The 15,501-nt window shown below is 60.5% G+C and carries 13 protein-coding genes; 7 read left to right on the top strand and 6 right to left on the bottom strand.

Annotated elements, in window-relative coordinates; genetic code table 11:
• The first annotated feature begins 235 nt into the window (after positions 1-235).
• Positions 236-934 (top strand): OmpW/AlkL family protein, encoded by a 699-nt coding sequence (locus UB23_RS01020; RefSeq protein ID WP_045057486.1) that lies wholly within the window; start codon positions 236-238, stop codon positions 932-934.
• 94 nt (positions 935-1,028) lie between these two features.
• Here UB23_RS01020 and UB23_RS01015 read toward each other — a convergent pair whose 3' ends face one another.
• From UB23_RS01015 to UB23_RS01005, 3 genes are all read right to left on the bottom strand, one after another.
• Complete coding sequence (locus tag UB23_RS01015; protein WP_045057485.1) at positions 1,029-1,958, bottom strand: NAD-dependent epimerase/dehydratase family protein; 930 nt, start codon at positions 1,956-1,958, stop codon at positions 1,029-1,031.
• Complete coding sequence (locus UB23_RS01010) at positions 1,951-2,835, bottom strand: sugar nucleotide-binding protein (protein ID WP_045057484.1); 885 nt, start codon at positions 2,833-2,835, stop codon at positions 1,951-1,953. The genes UB23_RS01015 and UB23_RS01010 overlap by 8 nt, the downstream gene beginning before the upstream one ends.
• A gap of 241 nt (positions 2,836-3,076) precedes the next feature.
• A complete protein-coding gene (locus tag UB23_RS01005; protein ID WP_045057483.1) occupies positions 3,077-5,200 on the bottom strand; it encodes a mechanosensitive ion channel family protein in 2,124 nt (707 codons plus the stop codon).
• Between the two features lie 231 nt (positions 5,201-5,431).
• Here UB23_RS01005 and UB23_RS01000 point away from each other — a divergent pair, with 231 nt between their 5' ends.
• The 4 genes from UB23_RS01000 to UB23_RS00985 are packed head-to-tail and all read left to right on the top strand — an operon-like array spanning position 5,432 to position 9,411.
• Entirely contained in the window at positions 5,432-6,358 is a 927-nt protein-coding gene (locus UB23_RS01000; RefSeq protein WP_045057482.1) for a DUF72 domain-containing protein, read from the top strand.
• Positions 6,355-7,149: an endonuclease/exonuclease/phosphatase family protein gene (locus UB23_RS00995; protein WP_045057481.1), complete on the top strand. Its 795-nt coding sequence runs from the start codon at positions 6,355-6,357 to the stop codon at positions 7,147-7,149. Before UB23_RS01000 ends, UB23_RS00995 begins: the two co-directional genes overlap by 4 nt.
• On the top strand, positions 7,146-8,438 hold the full coding sequence (gene clsB, locus UB23_RS00990) for a cardiolipin synthase ClsB (protein ID WP_045057480.1): 1,293 nt from the start codon (positions 7,146-7,148) through the stop codon (positions 8,436-8,438). Before UB23_RS00995 ends, clsB begins: the two co-directional genes overlap by 4 nt.
• Positions 8,425-9,411, top strand: coding sequence for a lysylphosphatidylglycerol synthase domain-containing protein (locus UB23_RS00985; RefSeq protein WP_045057479.1), 987 nt, complete (start codon positions 8,425-8,427; stop codon positions 9,409-9,411). The genes clsB and UB23_RS00985 overlap by 14 nt, the downstream gene beginning before the upstream one ends.
• Before the next feature lie 67 nt (positions 9,412-9,478).
• Here UB23_RS00985 and UB23_RS00980 read toward each other — a convergent pair whose 3' ends face one another.
• The 3 genes from UB23_RS00980 to UB23_RS00970 form a co-directional block, all read right to left on the bottom strand.
• A complete protein-coding gene (locus UB23_RS00980) occupies positions 9,479-10,237 on the bottom strand; it encodes an alpha/beta hydrolase family protein (protein WP_045057478.1) in 759 nt (252 codons plus the stop codon).
• Positions 10,227-11,336 carry a DUF3182 family protein gene (locus UB23_RS00975; protein WP_045057477.1) on the bottom strand — a complete coding sequence of 370 codons (1,110 nt, stop codon included), beginning with the start codon at positions 11,334-11,336 and terminating at the stop codon, positions 10,227-10,229. Before UB23_RS00975 ends, UB23_RS00980 begins: the two co-directional genes overlap by 11 nt.
• 129 nt (positions 11,337-11,465) lie before the next feature.
• Positions 11,466-12,452, bottom strand: a complete 987-nt coding sequence (locus tag UB23_RS00970) for a GlxA family transcriptional regulator (protein WP_045057476.1) — start codon at positions 12,450-12,452, stop codon at positions 11,466-11,468.
• A gap of 101 nt (positions 12,453-12,553) precedes the next feature.
• Here UB23_RS00970 and UB23_RS00965 point away from each other — a divergent pair, with 101 nt between their 5' ends.
• Both UB23_RS00965 and UB23_RS00960 read left to right on the top strand, forming a co-directional pair.
• Positions 12,554-13,108 carry a cysteine hydrolase family protein gene (locus UB23_RS00965; RefSeq protein ID WP_045057475.1) on the top strand — a complete coding sequence of 185 codons (555 nt, stop codon included), beginning with the start codon at positions 12,554-12,556 and terminating at the stop codon, positions 13,106-13,108.
• 135 nt (positions 13,109-13,243) lie between these two features.
• Positions 13,244-15,448: an OsmC domain/YcaO domain-containing protein gene (locus UB23_RS00960; protein WP_045057474.1), complete on the top strand. Its 2,205-nt coding sequence runs from the start codon at positions 13,244-13,246 to the stop codon at positions 15,446-15,448.
• The last annotated feature ends 53 nt before the right edge of the window (positions 15,449-15,501 follow it).

Here is a 15,501-nt window from a genome sequence, read left to right as displayed (position 1 = left end):
TTAGGCTGTTTGTAAGGGCCCCATCGCTGGCAAGCCAGCTCCCACAGGTTTCGTCGGTGACACAAAAAGTGTGAACGACTCGATCACTGTGGGAGCTGGCTTGCCAGCGATGGGGCCCTCAAAGGTTCCACGAAAAACCACCCCTTCACTGTTTCATTGAGCTGAATCAAAAGACCTGATTGTTAGCCGCCTTACCATTGGACATCGAAAATTTTTAACGTCCTTTGGAGCCCTCATGCACAAGTCCGCGCTCTGCGCTTCGCTGTTTGCCCTCGCGCTCGCAGCCCCGCTCGCCCATGCCCACGACGCTGGCGATATCATCGTTCGCGCTGGCGCTATCACCGTCAACCCGACAGCCGACAGCTCCAGCGTCAAGGTCGACCAGGGCCCACTGGCCGGGGCCGACCTGGGTGGCAAGGCGACCATGAGCAGCGACACGCAGCTGGGTTTGAACTTCGCGTACATGATCGACAGCCACTGGGGTATCGAATTGCTCGCCGCCTCCCCGTTCGAGCACGACGTGAAGATCAAAGGCACCGCCCTGGGTGCGGCCAACGGCAAACTCGGTTCGCTCAAACACCTGCCGCCGACCCTGAGCGTGGTGTACTACCCGCTGGATCACAAGTCGCTATTCCAGCCGTATGTGGGTGCCGGCATCAACTACACCTGGATCTACGACGAACACGTGGGCAGTGAAGCCAGCGCCAACGGTTTCAGCAACTTCAAGGCGGAAAACTCCTGGGGCATGGCGTTCCAGGTGGGTGCCGACTACATGATCACCGACAACATCATGCTCAACGCGCAGGTGCGCTACATCGACATCGACACCACCGCCACCGTGGAAAACAACGCAGTGGCACCGGGCACCCGGGCCAAGGTCGACGTGGATGTGGATCCGTTCATCTACATGGTTGGCCTGGGTTACAAGTTCTAAACCGCTTGGGTCGGAACGCTTTCGCGAGCAAGGTCAACACCCGTTCAGAAATGATAAAGGCGCCTTCGAGGCGCCTTTATCATTGCGGCAGGACTCAGCGCCCCAACAACCGCGCCAACCCCACGCTCATCGGCGTCTGCTCCGGGTAGGTAAACCGCTCCAGCAGCCGTCGATTGTTCGCCCGTGAATGACGAATATCCCCGGAGCGCGCCGGTGCGTAGCTCACCGGCGGCAACTGACCCACCACCACTTCCAGCGCCTGCAGCATCTGCTTGAGCGTAGTCGCCTGGTTCCAGCCAACATTAATCGCGCCCACCTCGACCTGCGGCTTCTCGATGGCCTGCACCAGCAGGTCGACGAGGTCTTCAACGTAAACAAAATCCCGAGTCTGCTCGCCATCGCCAAACACGGTGATCGGCAAGCCTTTCTGCGCCCGCTCGCTGAAGATGCTGATCACCCCGGAGTACGGCGAGGACGGATCCTGGCGCGGGCCGTAGATGTTGAAGAAACGGAAGACCACCGGTTCCAGGCCATGCTGTCGCCGGTAGAAGTCAAAATAGTGCTCGCTGGCCAGTTTGTCCGAGGCATAGGGCGTCAACGGCGATTTGGGCGTTTCTTCGTCGATCGACTCGCCTTCACCGTTGTTGCCGTAGACCGCCGCGCTGGAGGCAAACAACACGCGTTTGACTCCGGCCTGGCGCATGGCTTCGCACACATTCAACGAAGCTACGAAATTGCTCTGGTGGGTTCTGACCGGATCATCCACCGAGGCCTGGACCGAAGCGACCGCCGCCAGGTGTGCCACGGCGCTGCAGCCGACCATCGTGCGCGCCACCAGCGCTGCATCGGCGACATCACCGAGAATCAGCTCAACCTTGGGATTGTCCAGCGGCAGGTTGCTGCGCTTGCCGGTGGACATGTCGTCGAGAATGCGCACCGAATGGCCCTTGGCGAGCAAGGCATCGGTCAGGTGCGAGCCGATGAAACCGGCACCGCCGGTGATGAGAATTGGGCCGTCAGCCATGGCGATAGAACCTGTCCAGTAGGCCCGGGAGTGCCGCGCGCCAGGCACGCGGCTTGATCCCGAACGTGTGCAGAATTTTCTTGCAGGCCAGCACTGCATGCTGCGGCTCGTCGGCAGCGTCAGGACGCGCGGCGTGAGCCTGGGCGGTCGGTGCTTCGATGGCCAGCGGGTGCAGGTTGCGCGCTTCGGTCAGGATAGCCTGCCCCAGTGCCAGCGGCGTAGTGGCCTCATGCCCTGCGTAATGGTAGGTGCCCCACAGCGGCGCTGCACAATCCAGTTGCTTGAGCACCGAAATAATCACCCGGGCGGCATCGTCGACCGGCGTCGGATTGCCTCGGCGATCATCAGCCATCAGCAGTTCTTCTGGCTGCTCGGCACGAGCCAGGAAACGCCCCAGGGCGCCATCGGCGCTGTCATCGAGCAGCCAGCCGAAGCGCAGCAGCACATGCTGCGGGCAAGTGGCCCGCACGCTTTGCTCGATGCGCCACAGGGCCTGACCACGCAGGCCCAACGGCACCGGCTCGTCTTTTTCGCTGTAGGCCGTCGCGCGGGAACCGTCGAACACCCGATAGCTCGACGGTTGCAGCAGGACGATATTGTGGTGCTGGCACAATTCGGCCAGGCGCTCGACTGCGCGCTCCTGCCCGGCCAGACGCTGCTCGCTGACCGCCTCGGCCTGGAACCAGTCGAAGTAGTACGCAAGGTTGATCAGCGCGTCCGGGCGGGTGTCGTCGAGCAATTGCGTCAGGCTCGCGGCATCCCAGCCGTCTTGCGGCGGGCGGGGGGCGAGGAAGCCGATGTCTTCCTCCGCACCGAGGCGAATCAGCGCCTGCCCAAGGGCATTTCCGCCGCCCAGTAACATAAGGCGCATTCGCATAGAGTCAGCAGGCCCAGTCTGATTGGAACGATGGCTGTTAGACATCACCCAGGGTGATGCCATTGATAATTGCCGGAATCGTTGCATTTTGCGGGTTTAGTACGCAACCGTCACCCGTAAAGTGTATCTGCGTGGATTGTGCTGTTGCCGATGGCCCCTTCTCGGACAAGCCCGCTCTCACAGGGTTGATCGGGGGTTACAAATTTTCTGCTCGCGATAGCGGTGTGACCCACACCGAAAATCACTGCGAACGCGGCGGATCCGGCAGCAAAACAGCCCCATGCTGTGGAGCCTGCCCATCCTCCAGAACTTCGTCACCCTGCCGCTTGGGCAACAAAACCTGCTGTGGATAAGTCTGCGCGAAATGCACCCAAGGGCTGTTATCCACAAGCTTTTTCAAGCGTTGGTTGAACGCCCGGCTCACCGCATATTGCCCACCCGATACCGTGCGGAACTGTGCGGTCAGCACCACGCCATTGAGGTCCATCTTGTCGACACCAAACACGTCAAGCGGCCCCTGCAGGTTGTACTTGAGGAACGCATCTTCGCGGATCGACTCCCCGGCCTCGCGGATCAGCTCGATGGCCTTATCAACATCGGTGTCATACGTGAACTGCACCGAGAAAAACGCATAGGCGAACTGCCGAGATTGATTGGTAACCGCCTTGATCTGGCCGAACGGCACCGAGTGCACGAAGCCTTTGCCATCGCGCAGGCGCAAGGTGCGAATGGTCAGGCCCTCGACAGTGCCGGCGTGGCCCGAGTCGAGCACCACCCAGTCGCCGATCGAGAGCGTGTCTTCGATAATAATGAACAGGCCCGTGATCACGTCTTGCACCAGCTGCTGGGAGCCGAAACCGATCGCCAGACCGACCACCCCGGCACCGGCAAGCAGTGGCGCCACGTTGATCCCCAGGTTGGCCATGGTGGTAATCGCGCAGATCACCACCAGGATGATCTTCATCGCATTGCGCAGCAGCGGCAGGATGGTTTTTACCCGGGTGCTGGGCTGACGCGCCGATGAGCGCTTGTTGACGGGCGGCTTCAGGGCCTCCTGAATGGCCGTGTCGAGCACCACCCAGAACAGCCAGGTCACCAGGAAGATCAGGCCGATGCGGCTCAGCGAGTCGCTGATCGCCCGCCCGATCGAGTTGCGTTCGGCAAATTCGAACAGCGAAACTCCCCAGATCCGGCCCAGAATCTCGATAAAAGCCACTGCCATCACAATCCGCACCAGTGCGTGTAGCAGGCTGAGAAAACGCTCCTTGTAAGCGCTGCTGCGCTGCAGCGCCTCGGCTTTTCGCGACTTGAACAGGTGCTGGAATACCGTGCTGAGAAATACCGTGGCGATCAGCAGGATGGTGGTGAACAACGCACAGCGCAGGGCTTTCTGATTATCCTCACCCACCCCGATCAAATTGATCGCTGACACCATGACCATCAGCAGGATCGGCCAGTACCAGAGTCCGGAGAAAATTCGCAGGGACTCCTGCAGCGATGGCTGCTTGAGCCGTTGCGCCAGGGGTCGGTTGCGAATCAGGTGAGCCACCGGACGACGCAGGCGGATCACCAGCAAGCCAAAGATGATCGACGCAAACAGCCCGGTGAACACCGCGATGCTGCTGGTGATATTGCCGCCCAGTTGCCGGGCGATCTGCGGGCTGGTCAGGGCATCGCTCAGCGCGGCGAGGAAGCCGATCAGGAATAGAGGCTTGGGACAGTAGTCGCGGATGATCTGCACCGCCGCACGCTTGTGCCCGGTGTTGAACATGACGATCACACACAGCAGCATCGAAGTGGAAAATATCCCGCTGCTGGTGGCGTAGGCAAAGCACAGCGCCAACGCCCGGCCTACCGAGGCTGGCAGGAAATGGCTGATGGACAGCGTCAGCGGCAGACACATAATCGCGGGCAATGTGTAGGGCAATACGTAGCTGAGCAGGTCCTGACTGCGCTGGCGGGTACCCAGCCAGCGACCCTGGTTCAGCCGCTTGGCCAGCAGGCCACCGAGCACCGTGAGCAAGGCAAAGGCGCCCAGCCAGACCCCGGACAACAACAGGAAGTCACCCACGATGCTCATGGGCGAGCGCGCCGAGGGCTGGTTGACCAGCTTGTCGACTTCGTCCGCTGCCCGATCAGCTCGCAAACGCCAGGCGTCCACCAGGTCTTCGTTGAGGTCGAGTTTGTCCTGCACGTTATCGATGCTGGAACTGATGGCACCGAGCAAACCGCCCTGCACCAGCGGCTCCGGCGTGGCCGGCTCTTCGGCAGCGGCTGGAAGGCCCGGCAACGCGGCGGCTTGTAATGCGTTGCTGGCAAAAATCAGCAACGCCCCCAGTAGTATCGCGGTCCTGAACTTGAGCAAAACGCGGAGCTCCTCGAAAACGCATCTGTGAGGAACTGATCGACAAATCCCGTGCAAGTTCGGTTTTGGCCGCGAGATAGCGGCAGCAGTGCCCCATCAATAACTGGCAAAACCCTCTCCTCGCCGCTTATCCACGGGAGATACCGTCCGTAGCCCGCTCGAAACTTTCTCTATCGCCCCGCAGTCAGCAATGGAACGGGGTAAACCGAGGACCACAAGACGGGAGGCGACATGGCGGGGATTCATATTGGTATTTCAGGCTGGCGCTACTTGCCCTGGAGGGGGGATTTCTACCCAAAGGGGTTGACCCAGAAACGCGAATTGCAGTTCGCGTCGAGGGCGGTCAACAGCATCGAAATCAATGGATCGTTCTACGCGTTGCAACGTCCGCAGCGGTATGCCGAGTGGTACGCCCAAACCCCGGCGGATTTCGTCTTCAGCGTCAAAGCCCCACGGTTCATCACCCACGTCAAACGCTTGCGCGACGTGCATAAGCCCCTGGCCAATTTCTTCGCCTCCGGGGTGCTGGAACTCAAGGAAAAGCTGGGGCCGGTCCTCTGGCAATTCCCGCCCAACTTCAAATTCAATGCCGAATTGTTCGAAAGCTTTCTCGAACAGCTCCCCCACAACACCCAGCAGGCCGCCGCCCTCGCCCGCCAGCACGATTCCCATGTACCGGGGCATGCCAGTATCAAGGCCTACAGGAAACGACCGCTGCGCCATGCCGTGGAAATCCGTAACGATAGTTTCGTCGACCAGGCGTTCGTGCGCTTGCTCAAGCGCTACAACGTGGCACTGGTGATCGCCGACACGGCGGGAAAATGGCCCTATCGCGAAGACATCACCAGCAATTTTGTCTACTTGCGCCTGCACGGGGCCGAAGAACTGTATGCCAGCGGCTACACGGCCCAGGCGCTGAAACGCTGGGGCGACCGGATCGATGCCTGGAACCATGGGCAGCAACCTGCGGATCCACAGCTGATCGCTCCGCGGCTCAAACCCCAGCCGCGCAAGTCCCGCGAAGTGTTCTGCTATTTCGATAACGACATCAAGGTTCGCGCGCCGTTTGATGCGCGTAGGCTGCTGGAGCGCTTCCATCTTGCAGACAGTCTGGCCACTACCCCCGGCGAGCCCGCAGCCGAAGGAGTGCTGTCATGAGCATGTCTGAACAGCCCGAGGCACCAGAACAATTGCAACCCCTCGCGGCCGTGCGGCGTTTCACCGTGCTGACGGTGAACACTCACAAGGGTTTCACCGCGCTCAACCGGCGTTTCATCCTGCCCGAGTTACGCGAAGCGGTGCGCGCCGTGTCCGCCGACGTGGTGTTTTTGCAGGAAGTCCACGGCACCCACGAGCAACATCCCCAGCGCTACGACAACTGGCCGACGATGCCGCAGTACGAATTCCTCGCCGACAGCCTGTGGCCACAATTTGCCTATGGCCGCAACGCGGTCTACCCCGAGGGCGATCACGGTAATGCGCTGCTGTCGAAATTCCAGATCATCCGCCATGACAATCTCGACGTGTCCATCAGCGGCCATGAAAACCGCGGAATTTTGCACTGCGTGCTACGCCTGCCGGGCGACGGTCCGGAGGTGCATGCGATCTGCGTCCACCTGGGCCTGCACGAGGCCCACCGCAACGAACAACTGGGCCTGCTGGCCCGGCGTCTGGAAGAGCTGCCCAAGGATGCGCCGGTGATAGTCGCCGGCGATTTCAATGACTGGCGCCAGCGCGCCGATGCGCTGCTCAAGCCGTGCGGTTTGCGCGAAGTGTTCGCCGAGCATCATGGCAAGCCCGCGCGCAGCTTTCCGGCTCGCCTGCCGGTCCTGCGCCTGGACCGCATTTATGTCCGCAACCTCAAGGCCAGCCGCCCGCAGGTATTGGCTGCACGGCCCTGGTCCCATCTTTCCGACCACGCACCGCTATCGGTGGAGATCGAGCTATGAGTATCCCGTCGATGGATAAAACCACGCTGGACAGCGTTTCCGTCCCCCCGGTGCGCGAGCCTGCAGCCGTTGATGTCGAGTACGGCTGGCAAGGCAATAATCGTGTGGAACTGCTGGAAAACGGTGAGGAATATTTCCCCAGGGTGTTCGAGGCGATGCGCCAGGCCAAGACGGAAATCCTCCTGGAAACGTTCATCGTCTTTGAAGACAAGGTCGGTAACGAATTGCAGGAAGTGCTGATCGACGCCGCCAGACGCGGGGTGCGCGTCACTGCCAGCCTTGATGGTTTTGGCTGCGGCGAACTCAGCACGGGCTATCTCACGGCGCTGAGCGAAGCCGGTGTGCACCTGCAGATATTCGACCCAGCCCCCAAGCGCCTTGGCGTACGCACCAACTGGTTCCGCCGGTTGCACCGCAAGATTGTGGTGGTGGACGGCACGATTGCATTTATCGGCGGCATCAACTTTTCCGGCGATCACCTGCTCGATTTCGGCCCTGAAGCCAAGCAGGATTATTCCGTGGAGATCCAGGGGCCGGCAGTGGCTGATATCCATCACTTTGCCCTGCTGCAAAGTGGTCGCCCTGGCCGCGCCAAGTATTGGTGGCAGCGTCGTCGGCAGCGGCGCTCGGAACTGGCGTTCACCGACCACGATGGCCAGGTGCGCCTGGTGTATCGCGATAACGGTGACCATCGCACCGATATTGAAGAGGTCTATCGGCAGGTGCTGCGCAGTGCCCAGCGCCGGGTGGTGATCGCCAACGCCTATTTCTTCCCGGGCTATCGCCTGCTGCGCGAGATCCGCAATGCGGCCCGCCGGGGCGTGGAAGTCAAACTGATCCTGCAAGGCCAGCCGGACATGCTGGTCGCCAAGCTGGCTGCACGCATGACGTACGACTACCTGCTCAAGTCCGGCGTGCAGATTCACGAGTACTGCCAGCGCCCGCTGCACGGCAAAGTGGCGCTGGTGGATGAGGACTGGAGCACCGTTGGTTCGAGCAACCTGGACCCGCTGAGCCTGTCGATGAATCTTGAAGCCAATGTGCTGATTCGCGATCGCACCTTCAATCGCCAACTGTTCGAGCGCCTTGAAGACCTGAGCAACAATCACTGCAAGGCCATGTCCGTAGAGAAATCTCCACGCGGGCGGATTTGGCACATGACCGTGGGCTTTCTGGTGTTCCACTTTCTGCGCCACTTCCCTGCATGGGCCGGTTGGTTACCGGCCCATAAGCCGCGCCTGAAACTGTTTACCCATTCGACCGGGAGTGATCGCCATGAGCAGCGCTGAAACACAGTCGGCGCCGCACGCCGAGAGCCCGGGAAAATCCCGCTGGAGTCGCTGGAAACGGCCACTGACGATGCTGTTTTTCCTGGCGCTGATCGTGCTGTTCACGATGCTCGCCCGCCGCATCGAATGGAATGAAGTGTTCGACACCCTGGCGGACTTCAAAGTACGCACTTTGATCATTGCTTCAGGGCTGACGCTGGTGAGCTTTCTGGTATACGCCTGTTTCGACTTGATTGGTCGCACCTACATACGCCAGGACCTGACCTGGAAACAGATCCTTCCGGTGGGCATCATCAGCTATGCGTTTAACCTCAATCTCAGCGCCTGGGTCGGCGGCATCGCCATGCGCTATCGCCTGTATTCGCGCCTGGGCGTGAGCAAGGCGAACATCGCCAAGATCCTCGGCCTCAGCCTGGCGACCAACTGGTTCGGCTATATGGTGATTGCCGGTGCGGTGTTCAGCAGTGGACTGGTGCGCATGCCGCCGGGCTGGAAGCTGAGCAGCACGGCCCTGCAGGGCGTCGGGGTGCTGCTGTTGCTGGTGAGCGCAGGGTATCTGGCGGCGTGTCAGTTTTCCAAACGTCGCGAGTGGTCGATTCGCGGAGTGGAAATCAATCTACCGTCGCTGCGCATGGCGGTCTTGCAACTGGCATTGGGCGCGCTGAACTGGTCGCTGATGGCCGCCGTGATTTTCACCTTGCTCCCGAGCAAGCTGGATTATCCACTGGTGCTGGGTGTACTGCTGATCAGCGCCATCGCCGGGGTGATTACCCACATACCTGCCGGTCTTGGGGTGCTGGAGGCGGTGTTTGTCGCGCTGCTGCAGCATGAAGCTTCGCGTGGCAGCCTGGTGGCGGGGTTGCTGGCGTATCGGGCGATCTACTTTATTTTGCCGCTGCTGATTACGCTGGTGATGTACCTGGTGGTGGAAGCCAAGGCCAAGTCGCTGCGGATAGCCAAGAAGCCGGGTTGAGCCATTTGGTGAAACAGATGACGCCATCGCGAGCCTGCTCGCGATGGTTTCAAGAACGCCACACCTCTCACTTCGATTGAATGATACTCAGCCGTTCGCCCACCACCATCTCGGTAATCCAGTCCACCAGGATCGAGGTGTACGCCTGCTGCGACACCGGCTCGCTCAAGGCATGGTCCGCACCATCGATGATCCGATGGGTCAGCGAGTGAGTCTGCTGGCACGCCGCGCGGTAACTCATGATGGTCGCATGAGGGACAAAATCATCAGTCTCCGACTCCACCAGCAAGACATCCCCGGTGAACTGTGAACACGCGTGCAGCGCGCGATTACTGTCGGCGCGGATCAGCGTGCTGCGATAGTCACGTAAATCAGTCTTGTCCAGTTCGCGCTTGGGCGTGTGCCACTGCTCATCGCGATACAGTGCCGGCACTCGCAAGGCCAACCAGCGCACTGGACGCAATGACGTCAGGATCGACGCCAGGTAACCACCGTAACTGGTGCCGACCACCGCAATCGCCGAAGTATCCAGGGCCGGATGGGCCAGCAGCCGGTCGTAGGCGGCCAGCAAGTCGCGCAAATTGTCCTCACGGGTGACCCGGGTCAGAGGAATGCCAGTGCCGCCGGTGTGCCCCCGCAAATCAAAGGTCAGGCACACGCAACCCAACCCGGCAATGCCCATGGCCCGTTCCAGGTCGCGCTCCTGGCTACCGCCCCAGCCGTGCACAAACAGCACGCCTGGCACTTTCGACTTGGGGCTCAGGAAAGTCCCGCTCATCTGTTCATCGTCGATGTCGATCTGAATGGTTTCGCTTCTAGCCGTCATAGGATTTGACCGTTACGTACTTGAGAAGAAAGTCACTGTTTTCCGCGGGTCCGCGGTACACCTCGATAGCGTCCGCCGGCAACGGCTGATCAACGTAGGTTTCCACCGACGACACCCGTATCGCGCGCATCCCCGGATCGTTGACGAAGGACTGCAGGGCCGCCACCTCAGCGCTGCTGGCGCCGCCCATGCGCCAGGACTGCTCCAGCACCCCGCTGCGCACCTGCCCTTCGCTGTCCAGGCCTTGGGCGATATCGTAATTGCGCCGCGAAGCGTAGAAACCGGGGTAGGCCTCGTCGGCGGCGCTATCAAACACCTGGGCCTGGCGAATCGCCAGCCGCACATCTTCTGCCAACGGTAACTCGAGCAGGTCTTCGTAGTAACCCCGGACGACCAGCAGGTTTGAACCGCCGTAGACCTGCTCGCCGTGAGCATCCTCGGTCAGGTACTGATCACCGCAGTAGCTGAGCACCTGGTCGCCGATGAAGCTCTGGCCGACGCTGTGGGTGATGACGTTTTGCAGATCCTGCTCCAGCACCACACCCTCGCTGAACAAAGACTGGGCATCGGGTCTGGCGAGAATGGTGTCGAATTGCTGGAGGGTTTTGACGACCTCCTGGCCACGACCGGCGCAGGCGTGCACCGGTTTTAACCGGATCGGGCCGCTTTGCAACAGATGCTCCGCTGCGGGACGGGCGTCTTCCAGGGAAAAGACGCTCAGACCGTCCAGCACCACGTTACGCACCCGCTCGGAAAACAACGGTGACCAGCCTTCAGGCGCACAGGCATCGCGACTGAATAAGCCATGGCTGATGGCCTTGGTGCAGATGAAATCGTGGTCGACATAGCCGCCCCACAAATCTTCCGGTCCCCTAACCCCCAGTTCCCGAGCGGCCGCCACGCCTACCAGCGTCTGGGTTGGCAATAGATACAGCTCGCGACCGCCGTGTACGCTCGCGTCGTAACTGCCACCAAATTTGAGCCCGAGAATCTGCGCCAGCCAACGAGCCAGCGCGCGGTTGGTCTCCACCTCATGCTGAGGTGCCTGGGCCCGCACGGAGTGCGCGACGACCAGTTTCTTGCGGTTTGTTGGGGTCATGCATCCCCCTTCAATCTGCGTTTGGTGGATGTCGCAGGTCAGGGCTTCTGATCAAGCCGGGTGCCACCTGCTGGATGCCGCCAGTGAATCTTGCGGTTAATCACTCCGACATTCCCCCTGTTCGAGCGTTCAACTCTGGCCAGCGCCGACGCCGAAGCGACTGCGGTAATCACTCGGCGCCAGGCCGGTAATTTTCCTGAACGTGGCCCGGAACGCACTCGGGTCTTGATACCCCACCGTCCAGGCAATGTGATCGATCGTGCCGTTGGTGAATTCAAGCATTTCCCGCGCCTTGCCGACTCGCAGATGCTGGCAGTACTCGGTCGGTTTGAGCCCGGTAGCGGCACGAAAACGACGCAGGAAAGTGCGTTCTTCCAGGCCCGCGCGTTGCGCCATTACGCTCAGGGATACCTCGGTCGCGCCTGTGCTTTGCAGCCAATGCTGAACCTTGAGGATCGCCGCGTCGCCATGACTGAGAATAGGTGAGAAGTTGCTGCCGCACTCGCTGGCACTGTCGCTGTGCTCGACCACCAGAAAACGTGCGGTGCCGGTAGCGATGCTCGGCCCGAGCAGGCGGTCGACGAGCCGCAGGCCCAGCTCTGACCAAGCCATCAACCCGGCCGTGGTAATCAGGTCGCCATCATCGACAATCGGCGTGTCGGCCTTGAGCTTGATCGCAGGATAGCGCTCGGCGAAACCCTTGGCCGAGGTCCAGTGTGTGGTGGCGCTGCGGCCGTCGAGCAAACCGCTCTCGGCCAGCAGAATCGAACCCACGCAAACGCCACCCAGGGTCGCACCACTGGCGTGTTGCTCACGCAACCAGTGGAACAACGACGGCGGGGCCTGGCCCTCGGTAAAACCGGCAATCGACGGCGGGATCAAAATCGCCACCAGGGATTGTTCAGGTGCGGGATGGCTGTCGTATACCCGGGTCGGGGGCAGATCGCCGGTCACTTGCCAATGACTGACCCGCAACAGCGGCAGTTGTGCAGCCTGATGTTCGGCAGCAATGCGGTTGGCCACCCCGAACAGATCCGTCAAGCCATGTACCGCTGCCATCTGTGCGCCTGGATAGATCAGCACGCCCAGCTCGGCGACGGTCCTTTGCAGACTCATTGTCAGTTTTCCCCCTTCTATTGTCGGTGCGGCCAATCCTCGGAATGCCTGCCACACCCGATACTCCATTGCACACCCAAACACTTCAAGAGGAAACAGTCATGGCCAAGCAAGCACTCATCGTAGTCGATATCCAAAACGACTACTTTCCCCAGGGCAAGTGGCCGCTGGTCGGCGCCGACGCTGCTGCCGACAACGCCGTACGACTGCTCAAGGCCTTTCGCGATGCCGGTGACTCGGTGGTGCATATTCGCCATGAGTTCACTTCCGACGAAGCGCCCTTCTTCACTCCAGGCTCCGACGGCGCGAAATTGCACCCCAAGGTTCTGAACCGCGCTGATGAACCGGTGGTGCTCAAGCACTTCGTCAACTCGTTCCGTGAAACCGAACTGCAGTCGATCCTCGACGAGCAAGGTATCAAGGAACTGGTCGTGGTCGGCAGCATGAGCCACATGTGCATCGACGGCATTACCCGCGCCGCTGCCGACTTCGGCTACACCGTTACCGTGATTCACGACGCTTGCGCCTCACGCGACCTGGAGTTCAACGGCGTCACAGTGCCAGCCGCCCAGGTTCACGCCGCGTTCATGTCGGCCTTGGGCTTTGCTTACGCCAGCGTAATCTCGACTGACGAATTCCTCGCAGCCAGCCGCTGACCTTGAAAAGGGCCAGGCCGAATCCTCCGGCCGGCCCTTGCTTTGCCGGCTAAAACAGCCCGACGGGGGAGACTTACCGTTGAAATGCCGGATAATGGCGGCCAAATCGACTAGCCCGCTATTCTGGTAACCCCCATGGAAATCAAGGTCAACTTTCTCGACAACCTTCGACTTGAAGCCAAGTTCGATGACTTCACGGTGGTGGCCGATCAACCTATCCGCTACAAGGGCGATGGCTCGGCACCGGGCCCGTTCGACTACTTCCTGGCTTCGTCGGCGCTGTGCGCGGCGTACTTCGTAAAGTTGTACTGCAGCACCCGCAATATCCCTACCGACAACATCCGGCTGTCACAGAACAACATTGTCGACCCGGAAAACCGTTACAACCAGATCTTCAAGATCCAGGTCGAACTGCCCGCCGACATTTCCGACAAAGACCGCCAGGGCATCCTGCGGTCCATCGACCGTTGCACCGTGAAAAAAGTGGTGCAGGCCGGCCCTGAGTTTGTGATCGAGGAAGTGGACAACCTCGACGCCGATGCCCAGGCGCTGCTGATGCCGGCTTCCAACGCCCAGGCAAGCACCTATATTGCCGGCAAGGACCTGCCGCTGGAGCAAACCATCGCCAACATGTCGGCCATTCTGGCGAACCTGGGCATGAAGATCGAAATCGCCTCGTGGCGCAATATCGTGCCAAATGTGTGGTCGCTGCATATCCGCGATGCGCACTCGCCAATGTGCTTTACCAACGGCAAGGGTGCGACCAAGGAAGGCGCGCTGGCGTCGGCGCTGGGCGAGTTTATCGAGCGACTCAACTGCAACTTCTTCTACAACGATCAGTTCTGGGGCGAAGACATCGCCAACGCCGCGTTTGTGCACTACCCGGACGAGCGCTGGTTCAAGCCTGGCCGAAAAGACGCGCTGCCGACTGAAATTCTCGACGAATACTGCCTGAAGATTTACAACCGCGACGGCGAGCTGCGCGGCTCCCATCTGATCGATACCAACTCGGGCAATGAAGAACGTGGCATCTGCTCGCTGCCTTACGTGCGGCGTTCGGACGGTGAAGTGGTGTACTTCCCTTCCAACCTGATTGAGAACCTGTTCCTGAGCAACGGCATGAGCGCCGGCAACACCCTGGCCGAAGCCCAGGTGCAATGCCTGTCGGAGATCTTCGAGCGCGCGGTCAAACGCGAAATCATCGAAGGCGAATTTGCCTTGCCTGATGTGCCGGCCGACGTGCTGGCGAAGTACCCGGGTATCCTGGCCGGTATTCAGGCCCTGGAGGAGCAAGGGTTCCCCGTACTGGTCAAGGATGCGTCCCTGGGAGGTGAACTCCCGGTGATGTGCGTGACCCTGATGAACCCGCGCACCGGCGGCGTGTTCGCCTCGTTCGGCGCCCACCCAAGCCTGGAAGTGGCACTGGAACGCAGCCTGACCGAATTGCTCCAGGGTCGCAGCTTCGAAGGCCTCAACGACTTGCCCCAGCCGACTTTTGAAGGGCACGCGGTCACCGAGCCGAATAACTTCGTCGAACACTTCATCGACTCGAGCGGCGTGGTGTCGTGGCGCTTCTTCAGTTCCAAATCGGATTACGAATTCGTCGAGTGGGACTTCTCCGGCCAGGGCGAAAACTCGAATGCCGAAGAAGCCGAAACCTTGTTCGGCATTCTCGACGGCATGGGCAAGCAGGTGTACATGGCGGTCTACGAGCATATCGGCGCCAAGGCGTGCCGCATCCTGGTGCCGGACTACTCGGAAATCTATCCGGCGGACGACCTGATCTGGGACAACACCAACAAGGCGCTGTTCTTCCGCGCCGACATCCTCAACCTGCATCGCCTGGACGACGAGGAACTGCAGGCACTGGTTGAGCGCCTGGTGGAAAGTGAGCTGGACGACTACACCGACATCACTTCGTTGATCGGCATCGAATTTGATGACAACACCGCTTGGGGTCAGTTGACGATCCTGGAGTTGAAGCTGCTGATTTATCTCGCCCTGCAGCAATATGAAGAGGCGAAAGAGGCCGTGGAAATGTTCCTGCAGTACAACGACAACACCGTTGAACGTGGCCTGTTCTATCAGGCAGTCAACGTCGTGCTGGAAATGAAACTCGACGAAGACCTGGAACTGGAAGACTACGAGGCTAATTTCCGCCGGATGTTTGGCGACGAGCGAACGGATGCGGCGATTGGTTCGGTGGACGGCAGCGTGCGCTTCCATGGCTTGACGCCGACCAGCATGAAGCTGGAGGGGCTGGACCGGCACCTGCGGCTGATCGACAGCTACAAGAAACTGCACTCGGCGCGGGCCAATGTGACTGCTCTGTCCCGTTAACCTTTTAACGGCGCCCACAAAAAAGCGAAGCCATATGGCTTCGCTTTTTTTGT

The organism is Pseudomonas sp. ES3-33 (assembly GCF_000952175.1).
Taxonomy (GTDB): domain Bacteria; phylum Pseudomonadota; class Gammaproteobacteria; order Pseudomonadales; family Pseudomonadaceae; genus Aquipseudomonas; species Aquipseudomonas gregormendelii.
This window is presented reverse-complemented; position numbering and strand designations above follow the sequence as displayed.